This is a genomic window from Staphylococcus sp. AS1337 (genome assembly GCF_051408735.1).
In the GTDB taxonomy this organism is placed as follows: Bacteria; Bacillota; Bacilli; order Staphylococcales; family Staphylococcaceae; genus Staphylococcus; species Staphylococcus xylosus_B.
On the sequence record NZ_JBOIHZ010000007.1, the window covers coordinates 1 to 16,349 of the forward strand.

The 16,349-nt window shown below is 31.0% G+C and carries 15 protein-coding genes; 2 read left to right on the forward strand and 13 right to left on the reverse strand.

Annotated features, from left to right (window positions below):
• Nucleotides 1-457: 457 nt before the first annotated feature.
• The 6 genes from ACSUE0_RS10910 to ACSUE0_RS10935 form a co-directional block, all read right to left on the reverse strand.
• On the reverse strand, nt 458-1,522 hold the full coding sequence (locus ACSUE0_RS10910) for a P-loop NTPase (protein ID WP_107552168.1): 1,065 nt from the start codon (nt 1,520-1,522) through the stop codon (nt 458-460).
• Between the two features lie 242 nt (nt 1,523-1,764).
• Nucleotides 1,765-2,223 carry a SepA family multidrug efflux transporter gene (locus tag ACSUE0_RS10915; RefSeq protein WP_436957366.1) on the reverse strand — a complete coding sequence of 153 codons (459 nt, stop codon included), beginning with the start codon at nt 2,221-2,223 and terminating at the stop codon, nt 1,765-1,767.
• Between the two features lie 158 nt (nt 2,224-2,381).
• Nucleotides 2,382-3,722, reverse strand: a complete 1,341-nt coding sequence (gene sdrM, locus ACSUE0_RS10920; protein WP_436957368.1) for a multidrug efflux MFS transporter SdrM — start codon at nt 3,720-3,722, stop codon at nt 2,382-2,384.
• Between the two features lie 234 nt (nt 3,723-3,956).
• Nucleotides 3,957-4,640 (reverse strand): PAQR family membrane homeostasis protein TrhA, encoded by a 684-nt coding sequence (trhA, locus tag ACSUE0_RS10925; RefSeq protein ID WP_119614782.1) that lies wholly within the window; start codon nt 4,638-4,640, stop codon nt 3,957-3,959.
• A gap of 17 nt (nt 4,641-4,657) precedes the next feature.
• On the reverse strand, nt 4,658-5,845 hold the full coding sequence (locus ACSUE0_RS10930) for a UTP--glucose-1-phosphate uridylyltransferase (protein WP_119614783.1): 1,188 nt from the start codon (nt 5,843-5,845) through the stop codon (nt 4,658-4,660).
• 115 nt (nt 5,846-5,960) lie between these two features.
• Entirely contained in the window at nt 5,961-6,464 is a 504-nt protein-coding gene (locus tag ACSUE0_RS10935; protein WP_436957370.1) for a metal-dependent hydrolase, read from the reverse strand.
• Between the two features lie 175 nt (nt 6,465-6,639).
• Here ACSUE0_RS10935 and ACSUE0_RS10940 point away from each other — a divergent pair, with 175 nt between their 5' ends.
• On the forward strand, nt 6,640-6,900 hold the full coding sequence (locus tag ACSUE0_RS10940) for a SunI/YnzG family protein (RefSeq protein ID WP_017722958.1): 261 nt from the start codon (nt 6,640-6,642) through the stop codon (nt 6,898-6,900).
• Nucleotides 6,901-7,734: 834 nt separating this feature from the next.
• Here the strand turns inward: ACSUE0_RS10940 and ACSUE0_RS10945 are convergent.
• Together ACSUE0_RS10945 and ACSUE0_RS10950 are read right to left on the reverse strand one after the other, a co-directional pair.
• On the reverse strand, nt 7,735-9,060 hold the full coding sequence (locus ACSUE0_RS10945) for an APC family permease (protein WP_436957372.1): 1,326 nt from the start codon (nt 9,058-9,060) through the stop codon (nt 7,735-7,737).
• Between the two features lies 1 nt (nt 9,061).
• Nucleotides 9,062-9,868, reverse strand: a complete 807-nt coding sequence (locus ACSUE0_RS10950) for a carbon-nitrogen hydrolase family protein (RefSeq protein ID WP_182475175.1) — start codon at nt 9,866-9,868, stop codon at nt 9,062-9,064.
• A gap of 269 nt (nt 9,869-10,137) precedes the next feature.
• Between ACSUE0_RS10950 and ACSUE0_RS10955 the strand changes: the two genes are divergently transcribed.
• Complete coding sequence (locus ACSUE0_RS10955) at nt 10,138-10,455, forward strand: heme oxygenase (protein ID WP_119614787.1); 318 nt, start codon at nt 10,138-10,140, stop codon at nt 10,453-10,455.
• 146 nt (nt 10,456-10,601) lie between these two features.
• Here ACSUE0_RS10955 and ACSUE0_RS10960 read toward each other — a convergent pair whose 3' ends face one another.
• The 5 genes from ACSUE0_RS10960 to ACSUE0_RS10980 form a co-directional block, all read right to left on the reverse strand.
• On the reverse strand, nt 10,602-11,921 hold the full coding sequence (locus ACSUE0_RS10960) for a YjiH family protein (RefSeq protein WP_182475176.1): 1,320 nt from the start codon (nt 11,919-11,921) through the stop codon (nt 10,602-10,604).
• 252 nt (nt 11,922-12,173) lie between these two features.
• Complete coding sequence (locus tag ACSUE0_RS10965; protein ID WP_119614789.1) at nt 12,174-13,136, reverse strand: iron chelate uptake ABC transporter family permease subunit; 963 nt, start codon at nt 13,134-13,136, stop codon at nt 12,174-12,176.
• Nucleotides 13,133-14,167: a FecCD family ABC transporter permease gene (locus tag ACSUE0_RS10970; protein ID WP_436957375.1), complete on the reverse strand. Its 1,035-nt coding sequence runs from the start codon at nt 14,165-14,167 to the stop codon at nt 13,133-13,135. Before ACSUE0_RS10970 ends, ACSUE0_RS10965 begins: the two co-directional genes overlap by 4 nt.
• Before the next feature lie 11 nt (nt 14,168-14,178).
• Nucleotides 14,179-15,189, reverse strand: a complete 1,011-nt coding sequence (locus ACSUE0_RS10975) for an ABC transporter substrate-binding protein (RefSeq protein WP_119614791.1) — start codon at nt 15,187-15,189, stop codon at nt 14,179-14,181.
• 95 nt (nt 15,190-15,284) lie between these two features.
• The gene (locus ACSUE0_RS10980; RefSeq protein ID WP_436957377.1) at nt 15,285-16,346 is read right to left on the reverse strand and encodes an alanine/ornithine racemase family PLP-dependent enzyme; all 1,062 of its coding nucleotides are present in this window, start codon (nt 16,344-16,346) and stop codon (nt 15,285-15,287) included.
• Nucleotides 16,347-16,349: the final 3 nt, after the last annotated feature.

Genomic DNA, 16,349 nt, shown 5'->3' on the forward strand with positions numbered 1-16,349 from the left:
CTCTAACACTTGTTTTGAACCAACAATTCAATGTTGTGTTCGGAATTAACGTTGACATATTGCAATTCAGTTTTCAATGTTCATTTCTTCATTTAATTAATAGTTGCTTTACAATGTTAACATCTCGTTTAATGTTTTGTCAACAAGTAAATATTATTTTTTAATAATTAATTAACATTACTGTAACAATATTAAATTATTATTCTTGATAATGCAAGTATATTTTTTACACTTTTTATAATTAATTTAAATAATTTGTTTGCCGTTTTTGACGACTTTTATATAATATCAATTCTATCTAGAAAAGTCAACAACAATTTCAAACTAATTATTTTTTGAATTCACGCTTGTGAAATCAAATGTTTGTCACAAGAAACTATTCTACCATCGTTCAGAAAAAAAGCAATAGAAAAGTGGATAGAATTTAATTTAAATTCTATCCACTACTAAAAACCACTTATTTACTAGTCTTTTTAATAATTTGTTGCGCCATCGATTGGTATATTTCTCCAAGTCTATCATCAGTTTGATATATGGAAGGTGCAAAGTCTTTAGGGTTCCATGATGGTTGTTCTAGTGGAAGATGTCCTAATAAATCAGTTTGGAGTTCTTCTGCAAGTTTCTCCCCTCCACCAGTACCAAATACATATTCTTTATTCCCAGTTTCTTTACTTTGGAAATAAGACATATTTTCAATTACACCTAAAATAGAATGTTCAGTATGCTTTGCCATTGCTCCAGCCCTTGCAGCAACAAACGCTGCTGTTGGATGCGGTGTAGTCACAATAATTTCTTTACTTGAAGGTAACATAGTATGAACGTCTAATGCGATATCTCCCGTACCAGGAGGTAAATCTAGAATAAGATAATCTAAATCTCCCCATCTTACTTCAACGAAAAAGTTTGTGAGCATTTTGCCGAGCATTGGACCTCTCCATATGACTGGTGCGTTTTCTTCAACAAAGAATGCCATAGATATTACTTTAACTCCATGACGTTCAACTGGTATGATTTCTTTTCCTTGAACACCTGGTTTCTCATCAATCCCCATCATATCAGGAACACTAAAACCATAAATGTCAGCGTCTACAAGTCCAACTTTTTTACCTTCTCTTGCTAAAGATACTGCTAAGTTGACTGCTACCGTCGATTTACCAACGCCACCTTTACCTGAGGCAATAGCGATAAATTCAACCGGATTATCTTTTGAAAGCAAACCTTCTATTGTTTGATTTTGTTCTTCCCCTGAGCCACGGTATTGTTCTACAACATCTGATGGTAATTCTTCAAATCGAATGCCAACTGTATTCGCACCATTTTCTTTAAGTACTTCTACAATTGCCATTTGTAAGTCTAGTTGTGGTTGGCCACCTAATTGAGCCATTGCTACTTTAACACTTACATGTTCTTTTTCTTCTTTAATACTTACTTCGATAATTCCATCTGTTTCTTTTAATGGTACATCAATTATTGGATCTTTTAATTCTCCAACAAGTTCTTTAACTTGCTCTATCGTTAACACAAAGCGTCCCCCTCTTATTTCATTATCACTTATATTCTAACAAATATACTTTGACTATGCTTTAAATTGTTTATACTTAGTATAAATTTAATATAAAGAATAAAAAAGCAGTTAGCTCAAATTATTCTTACATATAAGAATAATGAACTAGCTGCTTTAATTTAATATTGCTTATATCCACCAACATATTTTATTCATATTTACTCGGCAAATGTTTTTACCTTCTGTGTATCACAAAAATACTATTTGTGCTTATCATTAAGATTTTTGCTATCTGGATAAAAGATTTCCTTACATATAAACAAAATACCAATGATTAGGACAATCACCCAGAAATCAATATTGATATATGCATAATGAATATGCACTATAAAATAAAATAGTAAGGTCGTTACCGTAAAAGTAATCAAATGGTATGTTGTTCCTTGAAAATACGAATTTTCAGGTATTTTTTTCCTAAAGTAATCCATTAAGTTTTCTATAATAAATAAATTAAAATAGCCTAATACGATATAACTACCATAGTAAATTAAATTATCGTAAAAACTTTTATTATAACCAAAGTACGCCAAATGAAAATATATTAAAATCCTACTTAATCCAAATAAACCAAAACCTAGAAATGTTAAGAAGATGGCGCCAGATATTATAAATACAGAAAGTACAATAAGCGTTGTAAATAAATATCTAATATATTTCATTGCTTACTGTCCTCCCTTTCTCGATTTATCTACAATATGTGTAAATGATATACTCCCACTCATTATTTATATTATCATTATACCCATCTTGTACAAAAAACATATCTTAAGTAGTAACTTTCACATAATATCAAAATCAGCTAAATGTATGTACATTGCTACTCAGTTGATACTGTTTTCTCTTTAAATGCGAATAACCATAATAAAATGAGCGTTACAAGTATTAGCAAACTTAAAATAATGACGTTGTGTATGTGAACGCTAATAAAAGTAAACGATAAGGCATACACGTATCCCATAATTGTAGATCCTATAGAATTTCCTAAGCTTTTCGTTAATGTATAGAGCGACATCATACGTTTCATATTTGCTGGCGATGTTTCCTCTTGGGTAATCACACTATCTTTAGTATAAACGGTCCCGAAACTAACACCAGCTAATAATAAGCTCAATCCGATAAAAATTGGAGATTCTGTTCCAATAAATACTAATATCCCACAAATTATCAATGATGTAAACGCACTGATGTATAATGCTTTTCTCGACATTTTCGCTTCTATTTTATCCAGTGAGAAATTTAAAATTAGCCACGCAAATGAAATCGGGAAAATAACAAATCCACTTTGTAACGGCGATAATCCAATATCTTCTTGTAAATAGATTGGCATATATAAATTGTATCCCATCAATATAATTGCATAAGCAAAATCAGTAAAAAATATTAAAACAATCATTTTATTAAATTCGTTAACTGGTACAAATGGCGCTTTTACTCTCTTCTGATTTTTAAATAGTACGATTGCTACTACTATTGCTATAACCATTGAACCTATATTTAAATATAGGTTTGACTTATTCATAACTGTAAAGATTATGAAAAATACAAAAGCATAAAATAAAGTTAAGCCTTTTATATCTAACTTATTTTTAGCTGTTGTGCTTTCATTTTCAAAATGAAAAGTAAATATAACAAGTATCATTGCTATTATTGCAATAGGAATATTTACAAAAAATAACCAATGCCAAGTTGCGAATTCTAAAATCCCTCCCCCTAACACTGGACCAATAATACTTGAAATCCCCCAAACGCTTCCTACCGTACCCATAATTTTATAACGTAATGGAATTTCAAAGGCTAACTTTGGCACGATTTGACTTAATGCCATCATAACTCCAGCACCTAATCCTTGAATAAAACGAGACACAATTAACAGAGTGAAAGTGTCACTTAGTCCAGATAACAAACTTCCTACTGTGAATAATAAAAGTCCTAATAAAGTTATGTAAATAATTTTTGTGCGTTCTAACAATTCACCTACAATTGGGTTGGCAATGACTATAGCAATAAAATAAACTGCAAATATGAGTGAAATGGATGATTCTACACTCAAATCCGTTTTAATTGTTGGTAAAGCTAAAGAAACTATGGATGTTTCAATTGCAGACATAAACATTATTAAAATAAGTGCAACTACAACGCCTAATGATTTTATATTCATGTATTATTCTCAACTCTCTTACCTTCTTAAAATATATATTTATTTCTACTTAATCATTATTTATTTCTAAGTTCAATATCTTTGCTTTATTTTATTTTAAACAAACTTTTATGCCTCACGCCAATTAATACTACTATTACATTTTTGTTTAATTGCATAATTAATTATTTGTTAAAATGACTAAATACACAGAAATGCCGACAATATCTAATGATATTGTCGGCATATATAAAGCTACATAAAATATATAATTGCTATAAAATGGAATACTGAAGCAATCACAATAAAGAAGTGCCAAATCATATGAAAATATGGTCTATCCTTTTGTGCGTAAAACCAAGCACCTATTGTGTATGCAATACCACCAAACAGTATAAATAGCATAAATGTAAGGGATGTATCAAAAATAATTTTAGGTAAGAACAATACGCCAATCCACCCCATTACAAGATACATAATTAAACTTAATTTATGATTAACATTTTTAGCTAGTGATTTGTATAAAATACCCCAAATCGTTATTCCCCACAGTACAATCATTGCTGACCAACCAATCCATCCCCCAACTAAAGCTAAACAAATTGGAGTATATGTACCAGCGATTGCGACATAAATCATGCTATGGTCAATTATGCGCAAAATGAATTTATGTGATGATTTATTTGGCATCGAATGATAAACCGTTGATGAAATAAACATTAAAAATATACTTATAACATAAACGGAAACACTAAAAGCACCCATTATACCAAAGTTTAAAAAACTTAAGATGGCAGCATAAGGTAGCGCACATAACGCTATAAAAGCTGCTACACCGTGGGATACTGCATTGCCTATTTCTTCACCGAATGTTAAAGGTACAATGTCTTTAAATGTTTTAACTACTTTATTATCATCAGCTTTTATTGATTGAGACAACAGTGTAACCACCTTTTTTATATCATATTCATACGTTTTAAATCTGCTCTAGCTGTTTCAACACTATCTTTACCTTCTTTATTTTTGAGAGGAGAAAATTCTTCATCCCTCGGAACTTGTAAAGTAATAAAGCTATTTGCATATTGGAATATATCAAAATAAAACAATTCAAATTTCAAAGTTGACTGCTCAATCACACCAAAGTCCTCGTCTAATTGTTTTAATTTTTTGATTGCTAAATGGTATGGCAACTCATTGTCAACAACATTATTAATAAATAAGAGTTTGAAAGAATGAATTCCTATATTAGCATTATTAAATTCATTTGCTACATCTGGACTTAGTTCTGAATATTCAAGTACTGTATCTTTATGTTTTGTATGAACTAAACGGCCAACGCTTTCGCCATCTTTAGGTTGTATAGATTTTGTAGTAATATCCATACTATTTTGGAATGTATATCCAGCAAATAATGGATCAAGTACTTTAACTAGTACATTATCGATGTTATTTAAGAAAATGTATTCGACACCATTATCTAACATTTCTTGTAAATATCCAGCTTTTTTAAGTGCTTTAAACACACCACCATTACCATTTGGTGTTTCTAAAATATTATTATCTACATCTAATACTAATTTACCTTCTTCAGATAAAGCTACAATATTATCTTGCATAAAGAAATGCACATGTGATTTATCATAACCAAAGTAATTATTTGATTCGAAGAATAACTGTGTTTCTTGATCATTCACTTTACTAGTCATGATATACCAATCAACGAATTCGCCAGTTTGCTCTTTTAATGCTAATAATTGTTTAGCCTGAATCTCAAACAAACTTACGCCTTCAATTTCGAAAGAACCTTTAGGACCCTTATATCCTAATCGAGTACCTTGCCCACCGGCCATAAGTAGTACTGCAAATTTACCTTTACGAATAGCTTCAAGTCCAACTTTTTCATACTGCTCGATCTCTTCGTCTGTAAATTCATTTTTTATATCATACTTTACTTCATTGATAGAAGTAACATCATCAATTTCTTTTTTATTTACATATAATTCCTCGTATAAATCTTGAATATCCGTTAAATTTAGTGCATCTAGTTTTTCAGATAGTTGCTCTCTCTCATTTGTGCTCATCAATTTTTCAAACTCAATGAGATGGTCTTGATTAAACTTTTCTAAAGCTTTCTTATCTAGCATGCTCTCTCTCCTTAATATCCAAATATTTAAATAAAAAATATATCTTATTTGCATTACGGATATATAATTTCACTATATGTACTTTATATTATTATGATACTCAGTACAACCATAATTATAACCAATTCAATAATAACTTATGTATAGACGGTTGAAAAATTACATAAATTGCTCCAATCGATAACGCACTGGCTAAAGACAAGTCCACTAGACCGCCTGTTTTAAAAACCACTGGGAATTTTACACTTATTGGAACAGGATAAAATAATTTAACACCTCTTGGGGTTAACATATCTAGTATAACATGCGAAAGCAAACCAAAAACAATACTACTCAAATAATAGTTGGGGGTTTGAATCAAATACAGTAAAAAGATAATAATACCTATAAATAAAAGTGAATGTGTAAATGTCCTGTGTCCAAATAGTATTCTAATTAAGTAACTAATAAGTTTAAATCGTCTACCAATTTTACTTTGTGCGTGACAAATATCAGGTATTAAACTCGAAATAACTGCAAGCGTTATAACTGTAACAGATGTAAACAAATCAGTATGAAAATATTCTAATGTTAAAGCTCCGACTAATAAGCCGCATGATGCGTGGGTTTTACCTGTCATTTTCACTACTCCTTATCGCATTACATTTTAGCACATTTAAGCGTTAAATGCGAACATACTTTCGTTAAAAACATGAGTATAACCTATTTTAAAAAAGTATCACACAATCACTTGAAAACGTTTGCAGTTTATTGTATGCTATAGCTATAAATTAATTAAAGGATGTGTTCGATATATGGCAATGACAGTAAAAAAAGATAACAGTGAAGTAAGAATTCAATGGAGAGTTGCAGATATTAAGATTCCAACAAATGAAATTAAAAATATTTCACAGGACCAAAATATTCATGAAGTTCCTAAACTTGATAGAAATAAAGTTTCAAGAATTGGATCTACTTTTGGAAAAACAAACCGTGTTATCATCGACACTGATGACCATGAATACATTATATACACTCAGAATGATCAAAAAGTTTATAACGAATTAACTAAATAATTAATTATAAACTAGCTTACATCAATAACCAAAACAACAATTTTCACATTAAAATATAGACAACCCCTGCGCATTAAATTGTGTAGGGGTTTTATTGCTATTTACGTTATCACTTTTTCAAAATAATGTTAGCCTTTCAGACCATTATAAGTCCTTTCACTAGCCAAATTATTTTTTTAAGATAAATATCAACGCAAATTAACGTGGTACCCATAGAAACTTTACCAAGTTCACTATATTTCATTGATTTCATAACCTGTCGCCAAACCTCTTTTCTACTGTTTAACTTCATATTTTATTTTGTTTTTTATTGTACCATCGAATCTTAAACTTCTGTGATATATTAATTCTCATTTGTATTTACTTTAATATGCTTAGCCTTAGAACCTATTCCTACGGTAAGCAAGTTAACCTAATCCTATGGAATAAGGCAGTGCTCTCATAAAATGTTCATAAAAAAACTGCTAACAAAGCCTAAGGCTTTGTTAGCAGTTTAATCAAATACAATCATTGTATTTGATTTGTCTATATTTAATACAGACAATTTTTATAACTTACTTTTAAAATAAAACAATCAGTTTTATTTCGTATCCTTAAACATAAGTACTGAAATTCGAATGAAAACATCGTTTGAAAGTTCACTTCGTTGACTAGATAAATCTATATCTTAACAAATCAACTTTTTAATTATATAAATATTATATTTATAGTTCTGATATGCACACATATACTTCCATGTCTCAGCAACATTTTATTTTATACATTCTTACTAACCTAAGTAAAAGCTACATTAGTTAAAATGAACTCTCCTTTTATTTAGTTCAATTTTCATTTTCATAATGCTAAAGTTGGTGGTAACTTTGAAAAACCTCTAGTAAGATAAATTAGGTATATAAAACCAATACTCGTCCATACAGTACCTAATATTAATGCATGTTTATCTAGACTTATAAATAAACATATATCTAAAATCATTCCTATTAATGGTATAGCGAAATAAGTAATCCGCTTCATTCCTTGTCTTTGCTTCAATTTGACAAAATAAAAAACAATAACTGATAAGTTAACAAACGCAAATGAAATAAATGCACCAAAATTTATAAATGAAGTTGAAGTACTTATATTCATAAAGATACCAATCACACCTATAATGCCTATAAACATTAAATTGAAAATTGGTGTTTGCCTTTTCTTTTCAATATAACCAAATATTTTTTTGCTGAGTACGCCATCACGCCCCATAGCATAAAGAAGTCTTGCTCCGCTAGTTTGTGCTGATAATCCTGAAGCTAATTGCGCTAATATTAAACCGCTTAAAAATAATGAAGATAGTAAGTTACCGCCTACAATTTTAGCTATTTCAAAAGCAGCAGAATCAGTATTGTTAATAACATTAAAATTCGGAAGTGTGATTGAAAGTATATATGCAACGGTAACAAATAGAAAACCACCTACAATAGTAATAATCATAATTGCCTTAGGAATAGTTTTTGTAGGATTTTGGGTTTCTTCAGCCAATGTAGTAACAGCATCAAACCCTAAGAATGAATAACATGCTATGGCTGCTCCTGCCAATATTGGTGAAATATGGTTATCCATTATGTTAAAAATACGGCTACTCAAAACCTCTCCTTCCCCCATTCCATGTGTTACATGCCAAATACATAAAATAATAAAAATAGATATCACTAATAATTGAAAAATCATAATTAATAAACTCGTAAATGTAGTTGAATTAATTCCTATAATATTAATTAATGTCGTCATTATTATAAATATAATTATCCATGCCCAACTTGGTATGATTGGAAAAGCAGTAGACAAATATTCTGCCCCAATAAGCCATATAACTAATGGTAAAAATAAATAATCTAATAATATTATCCAACCAATCATAAAACCCATAGACGGATGGAGACTTTTAGAAACAAAAGTATAAGCAGAGCCAGCAGAAGGGAAAGCTTTTGCCATTAAACCATAACTATAAGCTGTGAATAGCATTGCAATAGTTGCAAATAAATATGCATAAGGGACATAACCATTTGTAACTTCATATAGTGTGCCATAAGTACCAAAAACAATCATTGGTGCCATATAAGCTAAACCGAACATAACAACTTGATATAAAGTTAGAGATTTTTTTAGTTTTGTCTGATCCATGTTATTTTCTCTCCTTAAATGCATCATTTAGTTTTTGATATATATTTGGATGGAGTTGATTAACATAGTCTAAGCTCAAATCCTTATCTAAATCATTTTTTAAAGTAACATTTGCATTCTGTGTTGTTTGGCCATCTTTTAAATATAATAAATTTTCACCTTTATGATTCACTATACTGCTATGGCCAAAGAAATGGTGTGGTCCGTTTATTCCATATTGATTAGCAATTGCTATTGGTAGTTCATTTTCCAATGCTCTACTTGCTAAATATATATCCTGATAAAACTCATAAGGCGACATGTTGGCCGTCGAAATCAAAATTATTTCTGAGCCTTTCAACTTCAATAATCGTGCTACCTCTGGAAATTCCAAATCATAGCATATCATGAGACCGACTTTACCAAATCTGGTATTTATAACTGGAAAATAGTTACCTTTATCAAAAATAAGTTGTTCACCAGCAAATAAATGTGTTTTACGATATTTTGCTAAAATCCCCTTCGTAGCATCTATATAAGTAGTTGCTATATAGTATTTGTCATTCTCAATTTCTGGAAATGAAATCACTGCATCAATTCCATAGTTTTTACATGTTTTCGCAATACTTGTTAAAAATTTACTACTAGCTGACATGGCTACTTTTTTTAATAAGTCACTATTTTGTATATAACCCGATACAGCTAATTCAGGAAATAGTACTAAATCTACATTCTTTTGACTTTCATCTATCAATGTACGACAAATATAATCTGTATTAATTTCAATTCTACCTAACATTGGTTCCATTTGTGCAATTGAAATCTTCATAAACATACCCCTTTGTTTACTCATTTATTAAATTTTTAGCTAGAATGAATAACTAATATATTCAATTTTCTGAATTTTACTATAATTATTGGATGTTTAAAAGTACCAGTTTTTCTATTTTCATGGTACCAATATTTTACTCGTAATTTAATCTTATTGTCTAAATCAGAGTTATATGCTCTAAACTACTAACTAATAAGAGTTCTCAATTATATTAATAAATTATCAATGGTATACTGTTCATATATTATAGAAAGAAGGTGCGTTTCATGTATGTAGTTACGAACAGAATTGATGTAAAAAAAGGATTTGCTGAAAAAATGGCTCCAAAATTTACTCAGGGCGGGAAAATACAAGAACTAGACGGCTTTCATAAAGTAGAAGTTTGGTTAATTGATGATGAGGAAGATTACGACCAAATGTATATCAATACATGGTGGGAAACTGAAAATGATTTTAAAGCATGGCTTCAAAGCGATGCTTTTAAGGAAGCTCATGAAGGAAGATCAAAATCTAGCAGTGAAGAATCACCTGTCTTAGGTAATAAAGTTGTCAAAGCAAATGTAATATCAGTACTAAGTAATTAATAATTATCATTCAACTGATTATAATTGTTATGTCGTATAAATAAAAGGAAGCGCCATGGACAAGTAAATGTCTATGACGCTTCTTTTTGCTTTCAACTAAGTAGAGTTTACTAGATTTTTAGATTTAATTTTCTGCATCCTATATTTTAATTGAAATATAAGTGAGCCATTAACGCTATAATAGGTAACGCTATAATTGTTCTTATTAAGAATATGATAAAGAGTTTAAAGATACTTACTGGTATTTTAGAACCTAAGATTACTCCACCAACTTCTGATAAGTAAATCAATTGTGTAATGCTCAATGCGCCGACAACAAATAATGTAATATCGTTACCGACACCTTCAATTAAAATTGATGGTAAGAACATATCGGCAAATCCAATTAATACTGTTTCTGATGCTTGAGCTGCTTCAGGGATTTGCAGCAATTCTAAATATGGTAAAAATGGTTTCCCAATAATCGCAAATAATGGTGTATAGGTTGCTATAATGGTTGCAAGCGTACCTACACTCATCACGACCGGTAAAATTACAAACCACATATCTATCACAGTCTTGAAACCTGATTTAAAAAATGATTTAAATCCTGGTGCGTTGATACCTGTTTCAGTCGCCATATCAAAACCATGGCCTAGAGCAGTTTTATTGTCAGGTAACTTCTCTGTTCTCATTTCTTCAGACACTTCTTTTGAGTATTCATCTTTAATAGATCTAAGCGGCCAAATTCTTGGCAATATAAACGCACATACTAGACAAGAGATGATTACAGTTAAATAAAAATAGAAGAAATGATTTTGCATATGTACAGTTTCGGCGACAACAATGGCAAATGTTAGTGAAACAACACTAAACGTAGTAGCAATAACTGTCGCTTCTCTTCTTGAATAAAATCCTTCTTGATATTGTCTACTAGTGATTAAAACCCCTACTGTTCCATCACCAATGAATGATGCTAGATTATCAACAGTTGACCGTCCGGGTAATGTAAATAAAGGTCTCATTATCGGTCTGAAAACCGGTCCTAATAATTCTAATAATCCGTATTCCATAAGTAATGGTAAAAACAACGCTGCAAAGAAGAAGACAGTTACTAATGTAGGTAATAGACTTTCAAATACAAGTCCACCTGTGTCTTCGGAATAAATAACGCTAGTACCTACTTTTAAATATGTCATCCAAACAAACACTACTGCTAATATTCTTAAAATCAACCAGACAAACTTTACATTGAATGCATTGTTCATTAGACCTTCTGGTTTAAATTTATTTTTCAATACTGTTGAACATAAAATAGATAAAATACCTGATATCGTAATGATTATTACAATAACCAACGGCATAGCATTTCCAATTAAATCTTTTAGTAATCCTGCTAAAAATGCAACAGGGAGTGTTGTTTGTTTCTCACCATCTTCTGTCACTGTAATTGGTATTAAGAATAAAATGATACCAATTAATGACATGATAATGAATTTAAGCTGCCCACGTGTGCGCTGTGATTTATTATACTGAGTCACTACATTCACCCCTTAGGTGTATTATTTGATATATACTTAAAAAAACAACACCAATAATTATAACGTATAATGTATAAATATGTAAATCTATAAATTGTGTCTATTTGTTGTTATTTTTGGTATAAAAAAGTAGAATTAACCCTAATATTTAGAACTAACTCTACTTTAAATGAAAGCGTTTACTTTTGCAATTTATTATTAAATTTTTCTCAATAAGAATAAAAAGTAAGGTACGCCGACGATTGCAACAACAACACCCACAGGAATATCGATAGGTGGATGTATTCCTCGCGCTAAACAATCACTTATTGATAATATTAACGCTCCTATCAATCCTGACATAATAGTAATATGTATGTGTTTATGTCCAACAATTCTTCTGGCTATATGTGGAGAGATAAGTCCTAGAAAGCTTAATCCACCCACTACTGAAATAGATGCACCTGCTAAAATGACAGCTAATAGTAACAATATCATTTTAATTTTCTTCACCTTTGTACCTAATGCAATTGCAATATCATCACCTAAAGTTAAAATATCGAGCTGATGACAGTAATAAAAGATAATCGGTAACGCAACGATAAACCAAGGTAAAATAACCAAAACATTAGACATACTATGGCCATACAAACTACCTGTTAACCACACTAATGCTGTATTGGCATCTTGTGGATTACGTATTAATAAATATTGCACTACCGCTGTACAAATTGCTCCTATCGCTAAACCTATCAATGCTAACTTAGACCCTTTAACATTAAATTTTGCAATTAATAATGTCAAAATCAAACTTACACATAAGGCACCAGCAAATGATCCAAACGGTAAAATGAAGAGTGGTGCAGAAGGGAATAGCATAATGATAGAGACTGCTGATAAACTTGCACCTTTAGTTATACCAATAACATCTGGTGAGGCAAGTGCATTTCTTACTACGCCTTGAATAAGTGAACCAGAAATCGCAAGACTACTCCCCACAATAATTGCGAGAATCATCCTTGGTATACGGTATTCATTTAATATAAAGTTATCTTGTGCAAATAAACTTTTAATCGCTTCAACTGGATTAATCCAAACTGCTCCGATAGACAATGATGCAACTGCTGAGATTAGAATTAATATTACAACGATACCATAACGAAAAGTTAATCTCCCGATCATAGTCTATCAACTCCTCTAACTGTAATAAATAGAAAGTATACCGCTCCTACAAATGAGGTAACAATTCCTACAGGTGATTCAAACGGAAATGCTATTAAACGGCTTAAGACATCAGATAACAATAATAAATCTGCACCGATAATCATCGTCAACGGTACCATTAGCCTGTAATCTGTTCGTATATAATGTTTTACAATATGTGGCACAATTAGTCCTACAAAGCCGATTGGTCCTGCTATTGAAACGGATGCACCAGCTAAAACAATGACAAGTAGTCCAACTGTAATTCGTACAATTTTGACATTTTGCCCAAGCGATGTTGCTAAATCTTCACCTAATTCCATAATAGTTAATTGCTTGGATATAAAAATTGCTCCAATGAAAGCCATTACTATCCAAGGAAATACACCAATGAATTGCGGCCATTGAATACTTGATAAAGAACCTACTAACCAAAACATCACAGTTGAAGTTGCATCTTCATTTAGTAATATAATTCCTTGGGTCATACTAGAAAAGAATAAATGAATAGCCATACCAGCTAATGCTAGCTTTATAGGAGTCATTCCTTTAGTCGAACCTGACAGTGTATACACTGTCAGTCCACCGATAAATGCACCAATAAAAGCTAATATCGTTGAATACGCAGTTAAAGCTGGTATAACCATTGAAATAAATACAATTACAAATGAAGCTCCTGAGTTAACACCAAATATTTGCGGTGATGCCAAAGGGTTACGAGTCATCGCTTGCATTAACAAACCCGCAACGCCAAGTGCAGCCCCTATTAAAAGGCCAGCAAACATTCTTGGCATACGGACATTATGTATCAAAAAAGTCTCTTTTGTATCAATATGTTTTACACTGTAATCTATAAAATCTTGAAAAGTAATATGTGAAGCTCCAACACTAAGATTGAAGTATATAATGACAAAAAGCGCACATACACTCACAATAAATGTGAGTGCAGTACGTTTTTGAGTTTTCTTTTCATTTGATTTAGCTGGGTTAACGCTATGTGATTTAATCATTACCGTTCATCCTACTTTTGTTGTGAGTCTTTTTGCTCATTTTTAGAAATTTCAGCAAGTTGTTTTGCAATTTCTTCGGAAGATATAATACCTCTTGCACGTGCCCATGTATTTCTATCCACTACAGATACGCGATTATTTTTAACCGCATCTAAATCTTGCCAAACTGGATCCTCTTCTTGTTTTTTAAGGTTTGGATCATTTTCACCTTTATCAGCCATAATAAACATACGACCAGGGTTAATATCAGAAAGTACTTCTGGATTTAATTGTAAGTAAGGCCCTTTTAGATATTTAGATAAGTTATCAGTTTTCGTTTTATTTAACGCATTATTAAAACCTAACTCTTTTAAAAGCTCTCCAACATATGTATTTTCAGGATGTGCTAATAGGCCTGATTTTGCAACTACTGATGCTAATACAGGTTGTGATTTATCCATTGTAATTTCTTTGCTGTATTTATCCATTAACTCATTATGCTCTTTTAATCTATCTTCACCTTTATCTTCTTTACCTACTGCTTTTGCAATTGTTTTAAATGCTTCTAAGTTGTCTTTATAATCACTATCAAAGCTAGGAAGCATAATTGTTGGTGCAATTTTTTCTAAATCTTTTTGGATGCCTTTATGTCTATTGCTGTCTGCGATAATAACATCTGGTTTTTGGTTACTTATTTCTTCTAAGTTAGGTTGCTTACGTGCACCTACTGATTTATAATCCCCAATTTTTTCGCGAATAGGTTTAAGAATTCTATCTTTTTTACCATCATCAGCAACGCCAACTGGCTTAACATCTAATGCTGCAAGTGCATCGACAAATGAGAATTCCAATGCTACGACACGTTTAGGGTCTTTAGCAATTTTTGTCGTACCTCCATCATGCTTAATTGTTATGCCATCTTTGTCGTCATTACCTTTACTGGATTTGTCAGAACCTTTATCGCTGACGCTGCCACATGCAGACAACATTACTACGGTTAAAGTTAAAAACAGGATAGCCATAATTTTATAATTATGTTTCATCGTTTTCACTCCTTAGAATATGTATAATTACATATTCAATTCTATTGATAATGATTATCGGTGTCAACAAAAACTTTTAAAACTTTTAATGAAGTTTAAATACGATTAGATTTTTGAATATTAAAGTTGTGGCATAATTTTTCAATAACGCTATCATGAATATAATTTTTATCTAAGTTTGTCATATACATACTTTGTGCCAAAGCCTTATAACCTAAACTAAATTGAATTTTATCACCAATTTGATAATGGTCTTGGTTTAACAAATCAATCATTACATGATCGCTAGTTGCCCCTATTACTTTAACTTGGTGATGATGTGGTTTAATATCTTCGATAGATGTATCTAAGTTGCCGATATCAACGATTGCTTGTAAATATTGCTGACCTGATGAAATATCAATACGTGGTTTAATTTCAACTATCTCCGCTTCTAAAATGATAGCATCTTGATACAAAGAGGCTATCGGTTGATTAGTTGTTGTTTCAACACCTCTAAAAAGCGTTTCTCCTACACGTAACTCATTAACCCTCCCCATATCTTGATATAGCATTTGTGATATCATACTGGAATTGCCACCTGAGATTATTTTAAATCTCATATGCGTTTCTAATTCAACTGATTCTACGAATTGATTAATAAGTGATACATCTTCTTCAGTTGGAATAATTGATTGAAAGCACATAAAATTAAATGCTAATCCAATCACACTTACATGATGCATTGAAAGTATTTCATTAATATAATCTACAATGTCATATGTCAGTATACCTTCTCTTGAATCCTTCCAATCAACCATAAGCAATATGTGATGTTTTACCTGGTGCTTTTGGGCAATTTCATTTAATCTGCGGATTGTCACTATTTCTGTCTGTATACTTATGTCGCTATATCTAACAACATCTACCAGTTCATGTTGACTAGCCGTTCTAATCATCATATAAGATAAATGCTGATCTTTACTTTTGTTAATATTGTCAATACGTGCATCAGCAAAATGCGTTATACCGATTTGTTTTAACGTTTCAACAATTTTTTTATCGCCACCTACGCATTTAATAACTGGTGTAAATTGCATATGATTCTGTTGAAAAATAGACAATAATACTTGTGCATTATATTGTATTTTGGACAAATTTATCTTTATTTCAGCCATCTA